Below are 18667 nucleotides of genomic sequence, written 5' to 3'. Positions count from 1 at the left end.
CATTCGTTTCATAGGGACGACTTGCCTTTGTGCCTTGTGCCCACTGATTCCGGATACCCCAGAAATGAATGCTGAAGACGCCTTGAAACTTGCTCGCCGGTTTATCGGGTTGCCCCTGGAAAAGCGCCGGATGTTCCTGGCCGCGTTGGACAAGGAGGGCGTGGAGTTCAGCGGTTTTCCCATTCCCCGGGGTGTCGAGGCCGAGGATCGCCAGGCGTTGTCCTATGCCCAGCAGCGCATGTGGTTTCTCTGGCAACTGGAGCCGGGCAGCGGTGCCTACAATCTGCCGGGCGCGGTGCGGCTCAAGGGTGCGTTGAACCTGCCGGCCCTGGAGCAAGCCTTCGCCAGCCTGGTGGCCCGTCATGAAACCCTGCGCACGGTGTTCCAGCGCCAGGCCGACGGCAGCCTGCTGCAAGTCCCCTCCAACGCAGCGCTGGCGATCGGGCGCCAGGACTTCAGCGCCTTGCCGGCCGCCGAGCGCGAGCAGGCGGTGCGTCAGGCTGCCGAAGCGCAATCGATGCAGCCTTTCGATTTGTCCAGCGGCCCGTTGCTGCGGGTCGAATTGCTCACCCTCGATGAGCGGGAACATGTGCTGCTGCTGACCTTGCACCACATCGTCTCCGACGGCTGGTCGATGAACGTACTGATCGACGAGTTCATCCGCTGCTACGACGCCCATGAAGCAGGCGTGGCGCCGCAACTGGCCGATTTGCCGATCCAGTACAGCGATTACGCCCTGTGGCAACGCCGCTGGCTGGAGGCTGGCGAGCAGGCGCGTCAACTCGAATATTGGCAGGCGCAATTGGGCGATGAGCATCCCGTGCTGGAACTGCCCATCGATCACCCACGCCCGGCGATGCCCAGCTATCGCGGCACGCGCTTTGAGTTCGCCGTGGAGCCGGCACTGGCCGAGCAACTGCGCGCCACCGCCCAGCAGCACAACATCACCCTGTTCATGCTCCTGCTTGGCGCGTTCAACGTGCTGCTGCATCGCTACACCGGCCACACCGATATCCGCGTCGGCGTGCCCATCGCCAACCGCAATCGCGCCGAAACCGAAGGGCTGATCGGCTTCTTCGTCAACACCCAGGTATTGCGCACCGAGCTCGGCGGCCAGACCCGTGTCGATGAGTTGCTGCGCACGGTCAAGGAAGCCGCCCTCGGCGCCCAGGCCCATCAGGACCTGCCGTTCGAACGGTTGGTGGAAGCCCTGAAGCTGGAGCGCAGCCTCAGCCATACACCGCTGTTCCAGGTGATGTACAACCACCAGCCACAAGTGGCCGACATCGCCAGCCTCCGCACGGCGTCGGGGCTGGAGTTGTCGATGCTGGAATGGCAGGGCCGCACCACGCAGTTCGACCTGACCCTCGACACCTGGGAAAAGGCCGGCAAACTGCATGCGGCGCTGACCTACGCCAACGATCTGTTTGATGCCGCCACGGTCGAGCGCATGGCCCGGCACTGGACACGGCTGCTGCACGGCATGGTCGCCGACAGTCGCGCGCTGGTCGGTGAGTTGCCGCTGCTGGAAGCCGATGAGTACCAGCGCCTGATCCATGACTGGAACCCGGTGGATGCGCCGTTCGACCAGGCGCTGTGCATCCACCAGATGATCGCTCGCCAGGCCCAGGCTGCGCCGGATGCACTGGCGGTGACCTTCGCCAACATCCGACTGAGCTACAGCGAACTCGACGGCCGCGCCAATCGCCTGGCCCATAAACTCATCGAATTGGGCGTGGGCCCGGAAGTGCGCGTGGGCGTGGCGATGCCGCGCTCCGAGCACCTGCTGATCGCCTTGCTGGCGGTGCTCAAGGCCGGCGGCGCCTACGTGCCGCTGGACCCGGACTACCCGGCCGAGCGCGTGGCCTACATGCTCGACGACAGCCGCGCCCGGGTCTTGCTGACCGAACAGGCGGTGGCGGCGACGCTGGACGTGCCGGCCGAAACCGCCGTGCTGATGCTGGATCGGCTCGAGCTGGGGCAGTACCCCCTCAGTGCACCGAGCACCCACGTCACGCCAGACAACCTCGCCTACGTGATCTATACCTCCGGCTCCACCGGCAACCCCAAGGGCGTGGCGATTGCCCATCGCAACGTGCTGGCGCTGATCGATTGGTCCCGATCGGTCTACAGCCGCGACGACATCCAGGGCGTACTCGCCTCCACGTCGGTGTGCTTCGATCTGTCGGTGTGGGAACTGTTCGTGACCCTGGCCAACGGCGGCTCGCTGATCATCGCCCGCAATGCCCTGGAGTTGCCGCAATTGCCGGCTCGGGATCAGGTGCGACTGATCAACACCGTGCCCTCGGCGATTGCCGCGTTGCAGCGCAGCGGCGAGATCCCGGCCAGCGTGCGCATCATCAACCTCGCTGGTGAGCCACTGAAGCAAAGCCTGGTGGATGCGCTGTACCCACAGCCCTCCTGTGAGGTTGAGTCTGTGGGAGCAAAGCTCCCACAAGGGATAGAGCATGTCTACGACCTCTACGGCCCTTCGGAAGACACCACCTATTCCACCTGGACCCGACGCACCGCCGGCGGCACGGCGAACATCGGCCGCCCCCTCAAGCACACCGCCAGCTATCTGCTGGACGCCGACCTGCAACCGGTGCCCCAAGGCGTCTCGGCGGAGCTGTACCTGAGCGGCGCGGGCATCACCCGCAGTTACCTCGGCCGTGCCGCGATGACCGCCGAGAAGTACGTGCCCAACCCGTTTTCCACAACCGGCGAACGCCTGTACCGCACCGGCGACCTGACCCGCTACCAGGCCGACGGCGCCTTGCAATACGTCGGTCGCATCGACCATCAGGTCAAGGTCCGCGGCTTCCGTATCGAACTGGGGGAAATCGAAGCGCGCCTGCTGCAACAACCCCAGGTGTGCGAATTGGCGGTGCTGGCCCAGGACGGCGAGCACGGCCAGCAACTGGTGGCCTTCATCGTCCCGAGCGAGGCCACGGTGCTGACCGAGGCCGACGCCCAGGTGCAGTTGCGCGAAACCCTCAAGGCCGCTCTGCGCGAACACCTGCCGGACTACATGGTGCCGGCCTACCTGGTGTTCCTCCCGCAACTGCCGCTGACCCCCAACGGCAAGCTCGATCGCAAGGCGTTGCCGGCCGTCGATGGCAGCGAACAGCAGCGTGAGTTCGTCGCGCCCCACAGCCCCATGGAAAAAGCCTTGGCGGCGATCTGGCAGGATGTGCTGAACCTCGACAGCATCGGCCTGGAAGACAACTTCTTCGAGCTGGGCGGTGATTCCATCGTCGCCATGCAAGTGGTCAGTCGTGCGCGGCAAGCCGGGATCGTGCTCAACCCCAAGGCCCTGTTCCAGCACCAGACCCTGCGCAGCCTGGCGCTCGTAGCGCGCCTGGGCGATAGCCAGGCGATCGATCAGGGCCTGGCACGCGGCGCGGTGCCGTTGACGCCGGTGCAGCAGTGGTTCTTCGAGCGCGACATTCCCGAGCGGCAACACTGGAACCAGTCGCTGCTGCTGGTGCCGGGCGAACACCTCGATGCCGTGGCATTGGCCTCGGCGCTGGCACGCTTGGCCGAGCACCATGACAGCCTGCGCCTGCGCTTTGCCCAGGTGAATGGCCAATGGCAGCAAGCCTATGCCGAGCCGTCGGCGGCCAGTGTGTTGTGGCAGCGCCAGGCGACCTCGGTCGAACAACTCAACGCCCTGTGCGACGACGCCCAGCGCAGCCTCGACCTGGAAGACGGGCCACTGTTGCGGGCGTTGCTGGTGGACATGGTCGACGGTAGCCAGCGCTTGTTGCTGGCGATCCATCACCTGGTGGTGGACGGTGTTTCCTGGCGCGTGCTGCTGGACGATCTGCAGCAGTTCTACCGCCAACTGCAGGCCGGCCAGGCGATCCAGGTGCCGGCCAAGACCAGTGCTTATGGACAATGGGCCGCGCACCTGCACGGGCATCTCGATGGCTTCATGGCCAGCCTCGATTACTGGCGCGCCCAGGGTCATGCGCCGGCCGGCAACGGCTTGCCGTGTGATTACCCCGAGCGCCTGCTGCTGGCGTGTGACGAGCGCAAGGAGCAAGTGCGGCTGGACGCCGAACAGACCCGCCAACTGCTGCAACAGGCGCCCAAGGCCTATCGTACCCAGGTCAATGACCTGCTGCTGACGGCCCTGGCCCGTACGGTGTGCCGCTGGACCGGCCAGGACAGCACGCTGATCCAGCTCGAAGGCCATGGCCGTGAAGCGCTGTTCGATGGCGTTGACTTGACCCGTACCGTCGGCTGGTTCACCAGCCTGTTCCCGGTCAGCCTCAGCCCGGCGCCGGCATTGAGTGCGTCGGTCAAGGCCATCAAGGAACAACTGCGCGCCGTGCCGGACAAGGGCCTGGGTTATGGCGTGCTGCGCTACCTGGGCGAACCGGCGGTGCGTGCCGAACTGGCGGCCTTGCCGGCGCCGCGCATCACCTTCAACTACCTGGGCCAGTTCGACCGGCAGTTCGACGACGGTGCGCTGTTTGTTCCCTCTGGCGAAGGCAGTGGCGCGGCGCAACATACCCGGGCACCGCTGGCGAATTGGTTGACGGTGGAAGGCCAGGTCTATGGCGGCGAGCTGTCCCTGAACTGGGGGTTCAGCGAGCGGATGTTCAAGCAGCAGACCATCGAGACACTGGCCGCTGACTACCTCGCTGAACTGAGGGCGTTGATCGAACACTGCTGCACGTTGGAAACGCCACAGGCCACGCCATCGGACTTCCCCCTGGCCCGCATCAGCCAGGCGCAACTCGACAGCCTGCCGGTGGCCGCCGGGCAGTTGGACGACCTCTATCCGCTGTCGCCCATGCAGCAGGGCTTGCTGTTCCACACCTTGTACGAGCAGGCGGCAGGGGAATACATCAACCAGTTGCGCGTGGACGTGCAGGGCCTCGATCCACAGCGCTTCGCCGATGCCTGGCAGGCCACCCTCGACGCCCAGGACATCCTGCGCAGTGGTTTTGTCTGGCAGGGCGAGCTCGAGCAACCGTTGCAGATCGTTCATCGCCAGGTCGAGTTGCCCTTCACGGTCCTCGATTGGCGCGGGCACGATAACCTCGTCGAGGCCCTGAATGAATGTGCCGACGCCGAGCGCCGGCAGGGCTTCGACCTGGACCGGGCACCGTTGCTGCGCCTGGTGCTGGTGCAGACCGAGGCCGAGCGCTGGCACTTGATCTACACCCATCACCACATCCTGATGGACGGCTGGAGCAACGCCCAATTGCTGGGTGAAGTCTTGCAGCGCTACAGCGGTCGCTTGCCCAAGGCCAATGCCGGGCGTTACCGCGACTACATCGCCTGGCTGCAACGCCAGGACGCTCAACTGAGCGAGGCGTTCTGGACCGGTCAGTTGGCCACCCTGCAAGAGCCGACGCGGTTGGCGCGCGTCATGTCCGCCAGCGAAATCCACAGCGGCCATGGCGATCATTTCCAGACCCTGGACGCGACCCGCACCCAGGCCTTGGAGCAGTTCGCCCGCCAACAGAAGGTCACCCTCAACACCCTGGTGCAAGCGGCGTGGCTGTTGCTGCTGCAGCGCTACACCGGCCATGACAGCGTCGCCTTCGGTGCCACCGTGGCCGGGCGTCCGGCGGATCTGCCGGGCATCGAGCAGCAGGTCGGCCTGTTCATCAACACCTTGCCGGTGATCGCCGCGCCACGTCCGGACCAGTCGGTCGGTGCCTGGCTGCAAGCCGTGCAGGCACAGAACCTGAGCCTGCGGGAGTTCGAGCACACGCCGTTGGCGGATATCCAGCGCTGGGCCGGCCAGGGCGGCGAGGCGCTGTTCGACAACATCCTGGTGTTCGAGAACTACCCGATTGCCCAGGCCCTGGCAGAAGGCGCCGGGCAGGGCGCGGTGTTTGGCGAAGTCAGCCACCTGGAGCAAACCCATTACCCGTTGAGCGTGGCAGTGACCCTCGGCGAGACGCTGGCGCTGCACTACAGTTTCGACCGGGCGCATTTCAGCCCGGCGGCCATCGACGGCATCAGCGCGCAGCTGTTGCAGTTGTTGGAGCGCTTCGCCGAGTCGGCGGCGCGCAACCTCGGGCAAATCGCCCTGGTCAGCGTCGAGGAACAGGCCCGGCAACAGGCCGCCAACCATCCGCAGCCGTACCCGACCGACATCGCCGTGCATCAGCGCGTTGCCGATCTGGCGGCGCACAAGCCCCACGCCACGGCGGTGATTTTCGACGGCCAGCGTTTCAGCTATGGCGACCTCGACCGGCGCGCCAACCAGTTGGCCCACGCCTTGATTGCCCGTGGCGTGGCCCCGGAAACCCGGGTTGGCGTGGCCCTGCCGCGCAGCGAAGGGGTGATCGTCGCGCTGCTGGCGGTGCTCAAGGCCGGCGCGGCCTATGTGCCGCTGGACACCGGTTATCCACGGGAACGCCTGGCGTACCTGATCGAGGATTCGGGGCTGGCGTTATTGCTCACCGATTCCCGGGTCTCGGCGCAGTTGCCCCTGGACGGCGCCGCCCAGGTGCTGGAGCTCGATCGCCTGGACTTGAGCCAGCAACCGCTGGAGGCGCCGTCCGTTCAGGTCGATCCGCAGAACCTGGCCTACGTGATCTACACCTCCGGCTCCACCGGCAACCCCAAAGGCGTGAGCGTGGCCCACGGTCCGCTGGCAATGCACTGCCAGGCCATCGGTGAGCGCTATGAAATGCAGGACAGCGATTGCGAATTCCACTTCATGTCCTTCGCTTTCGACGGTGCCCATGAGCGCTGGCTCACCAGCCTGACCCACGGCGCTTCGCTGCTGATCCGTGACGACAGCCTGTGGACCCCGGAGCAGACCTACAACGCGATGCGCGAGCACGGCGTGACCGTGGTGGCGTTCCCGCCGGTGTACCTGCAACAACTGGCCGAGCACGCCGAGCGCGTGGGCAACCCGCCAAAAGTGCGGATCTACTGCTTCGGCGGCGATGCGGTGCCCAACGCCAGTTTCGAACGGGTCAAGCGCGCCCTCGATCCAGACTTCATCATCAACGGTTACGGCCCGACCGAAACCGTGGTCACCCCGTTGATCTGGAAGGCCGGCCGCGACGTGGCGTGTGGCGCCGCCTATGCACCCATCGGCAGCCGCATCGGCGACCGCAGCGCCTACGTGCTCGACGCCGACTTGAACCTGTTGCCCCAGGGCATGGCCGGTGAACTGTACCTGGGCGGCACCGGGCTGGCGCGGGGCTACCTGAACCGTCCGGGCCTGACGGCCGAGCGGTTTGTCGCCGACCCCTTCAGCCGCAGCGGCGGCTTGCTCTACCGTACCGGCGATCTGGTGCGCCAACGCGTCGATGGCACCTTCGATTACCTGGACCGCATCGACAACCAGGTGAAGATCCGCGGCTTCCGCATCGAACTGGGTGAAGTCGAAGCCAGCCTGCAAACCCTCGACGGCGTTCGCGAAGCGGTGGTGGTGGCCCAGGAAGGGGCTGCCGGCAGTGGCAAGCGTCTGGTTGCCTATGTGGTGGCCGATGAATCCGTGGGTGAGGCTTTCGCCGAACACTTGCGTGACCAGCTCAAGGCGACTTTGCCGGCGCACATGGTCCCGGCCTATTTGCTGCTGCTCGAACGCCTGCCGCTGACCCCCAACGGCAAGCTCGACCGCAAGAACCTGCCCAAGCCTGACGTCAGCCAATTGCAGCGAACCTACGTGGCACCGCGCAGCCCGTTGGAACAGCAACTGGTGTCGATCTGGCAGGACGTGCTCAAACTCGCGCAAGTGGGCCTGCGGGATAACTTCTTCGAACTGGGCGGCGATTCCATCGTCTCGATCCAGGTGGTCAGCCGCGCTCGCCAGGCCGGTATCCACTTCACTCCCAAGGACTTGTTCCAGCACCAGACCATCGAGGCGCTGGCGGCGGTGGCCCAGACGGGCGCAGCGCTGCACGCGATCGACCAACGACCGGTCACCGGCGAAACGGCGCTGCTGCCGATTCACCAGTGGTTCTTCGCCCAGGCGATTCCAGACCGTCATCACTGGAACCAGTCGGTGATGCTCAAGCCGACCCAAGCGCTGGATGCCCAGGCGCTGGAGCAGGCCTTGGATGCCCTGGTCGCGCACCACGACAGCCTGCGCCTGGCCTTCATCGAGCAGGCCGCAGGCTGGACGGCGCGCTACCGTGACGGGGTGGCCGACGGGATTGTCTGGCAAGCCGACGTCGCCGATCTCGCCGCGCTGCAAGCCCTGGGCGATCAGGCCCAGCGCAGCCTGCAACTGGACGGCGGCTCGCTGATCCGCGCGGTGCTGGCGAACCTCGCCGATGGCACCCAGCGTTTGCTGCTGATCGTGCATCACCTGGTGGTCGACGGGGTGTCTTGGCGGATCCTCGTCGAAGATTTGCAGACGGCCTATCGGCAGGCACTGACCGGCGCAACCGTGCAGTTGCCGGCCAAGACCAGCGCGATCAAAGCCTGGGCCGAAGCGTTGCAGGGCCATGCCCACAGCGCATCCTTGCAGGCCGAACTGGGTTTCTGGCAGCAACAGTTGCAAGGCGCCTCCACGGCGTTGCCATGGGATAACCCCCAGGGCGGGCGGCAACAGGCTCAGGCCATGACTGTCCGCACGTCACTGGACAAGTCCCTCACCCGGCAACTGTTGCAGCAAGCCCCGGCGGCCTATCGCACCCAAGTCAATGACCTGTTGCTCACCGCCCTGGCGCGGGTGATGGTGCGCTGGACCGGCGGCGACAGTGTGCTGGTGCAACTCGAAGGCCATGGTCGTGAAGAACTGTTCGAACACATCGACCTGACCCGCACGGTCGGCTGGTTCACCAGCCTGTTCCCGGCCCGCCTCACACCCGCTGCCGAACTCGGTGCTTCGCTGAAGCAGATCAAGGAACAGCTGCGCGCCATCCCCCACAAGGGCATCGGTTTCGGTGCCTTGGCACACCTGGGCGATGCGCCGGCACGGCACGCGTTGCAGGCCTTGCCAACGCCGCAACTGACCTTCAACTACCTCGGCCAGTTCGACGGCAGTTTCGCGGCGGCTGACGATGCCCTGTTCGTGCCCACCGCCGAGCATGGCGGCGAAGAGTTGAACATGCAGGGCCCGCTGGGCAGCCCGCTGGCGCTGGACGGCAAAGTCTTCGGCGGCGAGCTGGACTTGAGCTGGACCTTCAGTGGCGACCTGTTCAACGTCGCGACGATCCAGCGCCTGGCCGATGACTACCTGCAAGAACTCACCGCGCTCATCCGCCATTGCTGCGACAGCCAGCACCATGGCGTGACGCCGTCGGACTTCCCGCTGGCGCGGCTGTCCCAGGCGCAATTGGACACATTGGTCCGAGCACCTCAGGCTGTCGACGACATCTACCCGCTGTCGCCGATGCAACAGGGCATGCTGTTTCATTCCTTGCTCGGCCACGGCAGTGGCGATTACATCAACCAGATGCGCCTTGACGTGGAGGGTGTCGATCCCCGGCGTTTCCGCGCCGCTTGGCAGGCGGTGGTCGATGCCCATGACATTCTGCGCACCGGGTTCTTCTGGCAGGGCGACCTGGAGCAGCCGGTGCAAATCGTCCAGCGTCAGGTCGAGGTGCCGTTCCGTGTGCTGGACTGGAACGGACGGACGGAGATCGACGACGCCTTGCAAACCCTCGCCGATGAAGAACGGGCCCAAGGTGTGGACCTGACCCAGGCACCGTTGATGCGCCTGGTACTGGTGCGCACCGGCACGGATCGGCATCACCTGATCTACACCAACCATCACATCCTGATGGATGGCTGGAGCAGTGCGCAGTTGCTCGGCGAAGTGTTGCAGCACTACCGCGGCGACAGCGTGGCACGCCCGGCTGGCCGTTATCGCGATTACATCGCCTGGCTGCAACGCCAGGACGCGCGTCTCGGCGAAGGGTTCTGGACGCAACAGCTGCGCACGCTGGATGAGCCGGTGCGCCTGGCCCAGGCGTTTGCGCGCCCGGCACAGGACGTCCCGGCGACGCTGTACGGCCATCACCGCATGCAGTTGGATGGGATGCAGACCCAACGCCTGGCCGAGTTCGCCCGCGAGGCCAAAGTCACCGTCAACACCCTGGTGCAAGCGGCCTGGCTGTTGCTGTTGCAACGCTACACCGGCAAGGCCAGTGTGGCGTTCGGCGCGACGGTGGCGGGGCGGCCGGCGGACCTGGTGGGCGTCGAGGGCCAGATCGGCCTGTTCATCAACACCTTGCCGGTCATTGCCAGCCCGCGTCCGGAGCAGGACCTGGGCGACTGGCTGCACAGCGTCCAGGCGCAGAACCTGGCCTTGCGCGAGTTCGAGCACACGGCGTTGTTCGACATCCAGCGCTGGGCCGGCCTGGGCGGCGAAGCCTTGTTCGACAACATCCTGGTATTCGAGAACTACCCGATTTCCGAAGCCTTGGCACACGGTGCGCCTGAGGGCTTGCGTTTCGGTGCCGTGGACAACTTGGAACAGACCAACTATCCGCTGACCCTGCTGGTCAGCCTCGGTGCCGAGCTGGCGGTGCAGTTCAGCTACCAGTGCGCGCGTTTCACCGAAGCCTCGGTCGAGCAGATCGGTGTGCACCTGCAACGTTTGCTGCTGCAAATGATCGACGCCGGGCAACGGCCCCTGGGCGAACTGAGCGTGCTCGACGAGGGCGAAACCCGCCAGCACGTGCAAGGCTGGAACGCCACCACGGCGGAATATCCCCAGGCGCACTGCGTCCATCGGCTGTTCGAGGCCCAGGCCCGGCAGACGCCGGATGCCACGGCGCTGGTGTTCGCCGATCAGGTGCTGAGCTATGGCGAACTCAATGTCCGGGCCAACCGCCTGGCCCATTGTTTGATCGAACAGGGCGTGGGGCCCGATCGGTTGGTCGGGGTGGCGCTGGAGCGTGGCGTGGACATGATTGTCGCCTTGCTGGCGATCCTCAAGGCCGGTGGCGCCTACCTGCCGCTGGACCCGGCGTTCCCCCAGGATCGCCTGGCCTACATGATCGAAGACAGCGGCATCGAGCTGCTGCTGACCCAACGTTCATTGCTCGACCAGTTCTGTGGGAGCGAGCCTGCTCGCGATAGCGGTGGTTCAGTCAATGGCGATGTTGAATGTGCTGACGCCATCGCGAGCAGGCTCGCTCCCACAGGGGCCGGTGGTGTGAATACTTTGGTGTTGGATCAGGAGGGTGGCTGGCTCGACGGTTATGCCGGCGAGGCGCCAGCGACGCGCTTGGATGCGGAGCACCTGGCCTACGCCATCTACACCTCGGGTTCCACCGGCAAGCCCAAGGGCGTGATGGTGCGTCATGGGGCGCTGGTGAATTTTGTCGCCAGCATGGCCCGTGAACCGGGCATCGCCGCCCGTGACCGGGTGCTGTCGCTGACCACGTTCTCGTTCGACATCTTCGGCCTGGAACTCTACGGCGCGCTGTTGAGCGGTGCCTGCGTGGTGCTGGTGGACAAGCAGAGTGCCCACGACCCCGAAGCGCTGCTCGAGACCATCGACCGGCAACAGGTCAGCGTGGTCCAGGCCACGCCATCGACCTGGCGCATGTTGCTCGACCACCCGGCGTCCGGTCTGTTGGCCGGGCGCAAATGCCTGTGCGGTGGCGAGGCGTTGGCCGAGGACCTGGCCGAGCGGTTGCTCGACGTCGCTGGCGAGGTCTGGAACCTGTATGGCCCGACCGAAACCACCATCTGGTCGGCGGCCTACCGCTTGACCGAGGAGCACCGCGTGCCGTACCTCGGCCGGCCGATTGCCAACACGTCGCTGTACATCGTCGGCGATCACTTCGCGCCGAACCCGGTCGGGCTGATCGGCGAACTGTTGATTGGCGGCGACGGCCTGGCCCGGGGTTACCACCACCGGGCGGCGCTGACCGCCGAGCGATTCCTGCCGGACCCGTTCGGCAATGGCGCGCGGGTGTACCGCACCGGTGACTTGGCGCGCCAGCGTGGCGACGGCGTGATCGAGTACATCGGCCGGGTCGACCATCAGGTGAAGATCCGCGGCTTCCGCATCGAACTGGGGGAAATCGAAGCCTGCCTGCTGGGCCAGGAAGCGATCCGCGAAGCCGTGGTGGTGCCACAACCCGGGCCGGGCGGCCTGCAGTTGGTGGCGTACCTGGTGGCCACCGATCCAGAGACTGCCGAACCGACGGCCCTGCGCGAAGCCCTCAAGGCGCAGCTCGCGCCCTTGCTGCCCGACTACATGATGCCGGCGCACTGGCTGCTGCTCGAACGCTTGCCGTTGACCCCCAACGGCAAGCTCGACCGCAAGGCCCTGCCGCTGCCGGACGCCCAGCAACTGCTGCGTGCCTACGTGGCGCCACAAGGCGCGCTCGAACAGAGCATCGCCGACATCTGGCAAGACGTGCTCAAGCTCGAACGGGTAGGGCGCGACGATAACTTCTTTGAGCTGGGTGGGCATTCCCTGCTGGCGACGCAAGCGACGGCGCGCCTGCAAATGGAACAGGGCGCCGCGGTGCCCCTGGACTTGCTGTTCAGCACCACGTCCCTGGCCGACTACGCCGCACAACTGGCGGCCCACCTGACCCCTCACTCCAGCGCAGACCTGAGTGAGATGCATGACTTCCTGGCAGACCTGGAGACCCTTTGAATGACTCAGCTCGATAACCTGTCTCTGGTTCAGCGATTCATCCGTTTACCGCTCGCCCAACGGCAAGCGTTCCTGCACAAGCTGCACAGCAAAAACATGAGCCTGGCGACGTTGCCGATCCCGGCGATGCGCGACGAGTTCGAGACCCTCGACCTGTCCTACGCCCAGGAGCGCCAGTGGTTCCTCTGGCAACTGGACCGCCACAGCGCCGCCTACCATGTGCCCACGGCGCTGCGCCTGCGAGGCGCCCTCGACCTGCCCGCGCTGCAACGCAGCTTCGATGCCTTGCTGGCCCGTCATGACGTGCTGCGCACGGTGTTCGTCGACAGCGCGCAAGGACCCCGACAAGTGGTGCAGGCGCGTTTGAGCCTGGCGATCGAGCCGGAGGTGTTGCTGGACGAGTCCGCGCTCAAAGTCCTGATCGATGATGAAATCGCCGGGCTGTTCGACCTGCAACAAGGGCCACCGCTGCGGGTCAAGTTGCTGCAACTGGCAGCGGACGACCATGTGCTGGTGCTGACCCAGCACCACATCATTTGCGATGGCGCGTCCGCTCGGATCATGGTCAACGACCTGGTCCAGCTCTACGCCGCCCACCGCAGCGGTCAGGCGCCGACCCTGGCAGCCTTGCCGATCCAGTACGCCGACTATGCGATCTGGCAGCGCAAATGGATGGAGGCCGGCGAGCTGGAGCGACAACTGGCCTACTGGACCGAACGGCTGGGCGATGGCGGCGAAGTCCTGCCGTTGCCGACGGACCGCCCGCGCCCGGCGGTGCAGAGCCATCGCGGCGCACGCCTGGACCTGCGTTTCGACGCCGGGCTGACCCAGGGCCTGAAACGCCTGGCCCAGGGCGAAGCCTCAACGCTGTTCATGGTCTTGCTGGCGTCGTTCCAGGCCTTGTTGCACCGCTACAGCGGCCAGTCGGACATCCGCGTCGGTGTACCGGTCGCCAACCGCAACCGCCCGGAAACCGAAGGCCTGATCGGCTTTTTCGTCAACACCCAGGTGCTCAATGCCCAGGTGCGGGGCGACCTGCCTTTCGATCAATTGCTGGCCCAGGTCAAGCAGGCTTCGCTGGGGGCGCAAGCCCATCAGGACCTGCCGTTCGAGCAGTTGGTGCAGGCACTGGCACCGCAGCGACAGGCGAGCCACAGCCCGCTGTTCCAAGTGATGTTCAACCACCAGAGCAGCGGCGCGGCTCAAGCCCTGCAACTGCCGGGATTGCAGGTCGAGAGCCTGGATTGGCGTTCCCACACCGCCCAGTTCGACTTGACCCTCGACACCCACGAGACCGACGGTGAGCTGGCTGCGTCCCTGAGCTACGCCACCGACCTGTTCGACGCCAGCACCGTGCAACACATGGCCGAACACTGGCTGAACCTGCTGCACGGCATCGTCGCCGATCCCCGCCGACGCATCGGTGAACTGCCGCTGCTGACGGCCGCCGAGCAACAGCAATACATCGGCCAATGGAATCCGGCCCCACGTAGTTTCCCGGGCGAGGGGTGTCTGCATCAGCGCATCGCCGAACAGGCGCGCTTGCGCCCCGATGCCGTCGCCTTGCGTTGCAACGCCCAAACCCTGACCTACGGCGAGCTCAACGCCCAGGCCAACCGCCGCGCCCATCAGTTGATCGCCCACGGTGTTGGCCCGGATGCGCTGGTGGGATTGGCCGCCGAGCGCGGTTTCGACATGCTGGTGGGCCTGCTGGCGATCCTCAAGGCCGGCGGTGCCTATGTGCCGCTGGACCCGACTTATCCCCAGGATCGCTTGGCCTACATGATGCAGGACAGCGGCATCCGTTTGCTGCTGACCCAAGCGGCCCTGGTCGCTCAATTGCCAGTGCCGGACGGCGTGCAGACGCTGCTGTTGGACGCCGACGTCAGCGCCTTCGCCGACAGCGATCCTCACGTGGTGATGGACGCGGCGAACCTCGCCTACGTGATCTACACCTCCGGTTCCACCGGCAACCCCAAGGGCACCTTGCTGCCGCACCACAACGTGCTGCGCCTGTTCGAGGCCACCGAGCCGTGGTTCAACTTTGGTGCGGAAGATGTCTGGAGCCTGTTCCATTCCTACGCGTTCGACTTCTCGGTCTGGGAAATCTTCGGCGCCTTGCTCCACGGCGGCGAGTTGTTGATCGTGCCGTACGACGTCAGCCGTTCACCGCAGCAGTTCCACGAACTGCTCTGTGAGGCCGGGGTGACGGTGCTCAACCAGACGCCCTCGGCGTTCAAGCAATTGATGCACGAGGCTTGCGCCGATGACCGGGCCAACGCCCTGCGCTACGTGGTGTTCGGCGGCGAGGCCCTGGACGTCAAGGCCCTGCGCCCGTGGTTCGACAAGTACGGCGACGCGGCCCCGCAGCTGATCAACATGTACGGCATCACCGAAACCACCGTGCACGTGACCTACCGTCCGCTGTCGCTGGCGGACCTGGAACAGGACGCCAGCAGCCCGATTGGCGAACCGATTGCCGACCTGTCGTGGTACCTGCTGGACGGCGACCTCAACCCCGTGCCGAAAGGCTGCATCGGTGAGCTGTACGTCGGTCGCGCCGGCCTGGCCCGGGGTTACCTGAAACGTGGCGACCTCACCGCGTTGCGCTTCATCCCCGATCCGTTCGGCGACAGCGGTGCGCGCTTGTATCGCACCGGCGACTTGGCGCAGTACCGCAGCGATGGCGTGATCGAGTACGTCGGTCGTATCGACCATCAAGTGAAAATCCGCGGGTTCCGCATCGAACTGGGCGAGATCGAAGCACGCCTGAACGCCCTGGCGGCGGTGCGCGAAGCGCTGGTGTTGGCCCAGGAAGGGCCGAGCGGCCAGCAACTGGTGGCTTACGTCATCCCGGCCCACGCCACCGAAGACTCTGCCGGCCTGCGCGAGCAGATCAAGGCCCAGCTCAAGGCCGACCTGCCGGACTACATGGTGCCGACGCACTTGCTGTTCCTCGAGCAATGGCCGCTGACCGCCAACGGCAAGCTCGACCGCAAGGCCTTGCCGACCGCCGACGCCAGCCAGGTCCAGCAGGACTACGTGGCGCCGCGAAGTGAGCTGGAGCAACAGATCGCAGCGATCTGGCAGGACGTGCTCAAGGTCGAACGGGTTGGTTTGAGCGACAACTTCTTCGAGTTGGGCGGCGACTCGATTGTCTCCATCCAGGTGGTCAGCCGCGCCCGTCAGGCGGGCATCCGTTTTACTCCCAAGGACTTGTTCCAGCACCAGACCGTACAGACGCTGGCGAGCGTCGCCCAGACCGGTGGGCAGGCACCGGGCATCGATCAGGCGCCGAGCCGAGGGTCGACGCCGCTGTTGCCGATCCAGCAGGCGTTTTTCGCCGAGGCGATTCCCGAGCGTCACCACTACAACCAGTCGGTGTTGCTGAAACCGGCCAGCCCGTTGCAAGCGTCCGTGGTGGAGCAGGCCTTGCAGGCGTTGGTGCTGCACCACGACGCCTTGCGTTTGTCCTTCAATGAAACCGCCGAAGGTTGGCGCGCCGAGCACCGTGAGGTGGCGGCGCAACACCAGGCTTGGGCGGGCAAGGGTTTGCTGTGGCAGCGTGAGGTGGCCGATGCCAGCGCGCTGGAAACCGTCGCCGATCAGGCCCAGCGCAGCCTCGACCTGCACGCCGGACCGCTGTTGCGCGGCGTCCTGGCGACCTTGGCCGATGGCAGCCAGCGCCTGTTGCTGGTGGTTCATCACCTGGCGGTGGACGGCGTGTCGTGGCGGATTCTGTTCGACGACCTGCAAACCGCCTACCAGCAGTTGCTCGCCGGCCAAGCGCTGCAACTGCCGGCCAAGACCAGTTCGGTCAAGGTGTTTGCCGAGCAGTTGCAGGCCCATGCGCGTAGCGCGCAATTGCAGCAGCAATTGGCCTATTGGCAAGGGCAACTGCGCGACGCGCCGACCGTCCTGCCGTGCCTCGACCCCGAGGCGATCGGGCAAAATCGCGAGGCCGTCACCGTTCACACGCGACTGGATGCGCACTTGACCCGGAAATTGCTGCAAGAGGCGCCAGCGGCCTATCGCACCCAGGTCAACGACTTGTTGCTCACGGCCCTGGCCCGGGTGATCTGCCGCTGGACCGGCCACGACAGCCTGTTGCTCCAGCTCGAAGGCCATGGCCGCGAAGAGCTGTTCGCCAATGTCGACCTGACCCGCACGGTAGGGTGGTTCACCAGTCTGTTCCCGGTCCGGTTGTCGCCGGCCGTGGAACTGGCGGACTCGATCAAGTCGATCAAGCAGGGGCTGCGGACGATTCCCGACAAAGGCGTGGGCTTCGGTGCCCTGCGTTACCTGGGCGACGACGCCAGTCGGGCGGCCCTGGAGGCGTTGCCGGTGCCGCGCATCACCTTCAATTACCTCGGTCAGTTCGACGGCAGTTTCGATCAGGCCCAAGGTGCCTTGTTCAGCCCGGCCAGCGAAAGCGCCGGCGACGAGCAAAGCCCGCTGACCACCCTGGGCAATTGGCTCACGCTCAACGGCCAGGTGTTCGATGGCGCGCTGCGGTTGGGCTGGACGTTCAGTGCGCAACAGTTCGACCCGGCGACCATCCAGGGCTTGGCCGATGACTACGCCCGTGAGCTGGCGCTGTTGATCGCCCATTGCTGCGACCCGACGAGCCAGGGCATGACGCCGGCGGATTTTCCCCTGGCCGGCCTGACCCAGGCACAACTCGATGGCCTGGCGCTGTCGGCGCGCGGGGTGGAAGACCTTTACCCGCTGGCGCCGATGCAGCAGGGCATGTTGTTCCACAGCCTGTACGAAGCGGGCAGCGGCCAGTACATCAACCAGATGTGCCTGGACATCGAAGGCCTCGACCCACGGCGTTTCGAGGCGGCCTGGCAAGCGGCGGTCGATGCCCATGACAGCCTGCGCAGCAGTTTTGTCTGGCAGGGCAGCGAGCGCCCGGTGCAAGTGGTGCACAAGCAGGTGCGCGTGCCGTTCACCTCGCTGGACTGGAGCACCCGCGCCGATGTCGGCCAGGCCCTGGCCGAACTGGCGGACGCCGAGCGCGAGCAGGGTTTCGACCTGGCCTGCGCGCCGTTGCTGCGCCTGGTGCTGGTGCGTACCGCTGAGCAGCGATATCACCTGATCTACACCCATCACCACATCCTGATGGACGGCTGGAGCAACTCGCAGTTGCTCGGCGAGGTGCTGCAACGCTACGACGGCCAGGCCTTGCCACGCCCGGCCGGGCGGTATCGGGACTACATCGCCTGGCTGCAAGGCCGCGACGCCCAGGCCAGCGAAACCTTCTGGCTGGGGCAATTGTACAGCCTGGAGGCGCCGACCCGTCTGGCCGAGACCCGTATCGCGCCGTTGCAATCGGTATTGGAAAGCAGCCACGCCAACCACTATCACGACCTGACGCCCCAGCAGACCCAACGCCTGAGCGAGTTCGCCCGCCAGCAGAAAGTCACCCTCAACACCGTCGTCCAGGCGACCTGGCTGTTGCTGCTGCAGCACTACACCGGGCACGCCACCGTGGCCTTCGGCGCCACCGTGTCGGGACGTCCGAGCGAGCTCAAGGGGGTTGAGCAGCAGATCGGCCTGTTCATCAACACCTTGCCGGTGATCGCCAGCCCGCGCCCGGAGCAAGCGCTGAGCGCGCTGCTGCAACAGCTCCAGGGCCAGAACGTGGCCTTGCGCGAGCACGAGCACACGCCGCTGTTCGAGATCCAGCGCTGGGCCGGGCAGGGCGGTGACGGTTTGTTCGACACCTTGCTGGTGTTCGAAAACTACCCCGTGTCCCAGGCCCTGCAAGAGCAGGCGCCCTCGGGCTTGAGCTTCGGCAGCGTGGCCAGCCAGGAACAGACTAATTTCCCGTTGACCCTGGCCGTCAATCTAACTGACATCCTGAGCCTGCACTTCACCTATGCCCATGCTGCTTTCCCTACACACACCGTCGAGCGCCTGGCTGAGCAGGTGGCACACGTGCTCGCGCAGATGGTGAGCCTGCCGGCCGGCGGTTGCGTGGGCGATATCCAATTGCTGGATACGGTGGCCCGCGCCAGGCTGCTGCACGACTGGAACGCCACCTCGGTGGTGGAGCCGCCTCGGCGCCTGATCCATCAATGGATCGAGGCCCAGGCCCGAAGCACC

General features: G+C 65.8%; 2 protein-coding genes (1 of these 2 running past the window's edge). Both read left to right on the top strand.

What is annotated here, in order from left to right:
* Positions 1-64: 64 nt before the first annotated feature.
* Positions 65-12556 (top strand): non-ribosomal peptide synthetase, encoded by a 12492-nt coding sequence (locus BLQ55_RS25070; RefSeq protein WP_092257872.1) that lies wholly within the window; start codon positions 65-67, stop codon positions 12554-12556.
* Positions 12557-18667, top strand: the 5' portion of a protein-coding gene (locus BLQ55_RS25065; protein ID WP_092257869.1) for a non-ribosomal peptide synthetase. The gene runs 1791 nt beyond the window's last position; the window shows 6111 of its 7902 coding nt (coding positions 1-6111); its start codon is at positions 12557-12559; the stop codon falls past the right edge of the window. It begins immediately after the preceding gene.

It is taken from the genome of Pseudomonas sp. NFACC13-1, assembly GCF_900104425.1.
Taxonomy (GTDB): domain Bacteria; phylum Pseudomonadota; class Gammaproteobacteria; order Pseudomonadales; family Pseudomonadaceae; genus Aquipseudomonas; species Aquipseudomonas fluorescens_AA.
Note: the sequence above shows the minus strand (reverse complement) of the source record. Positions and strands in the feature narration are given on the sequence as shown.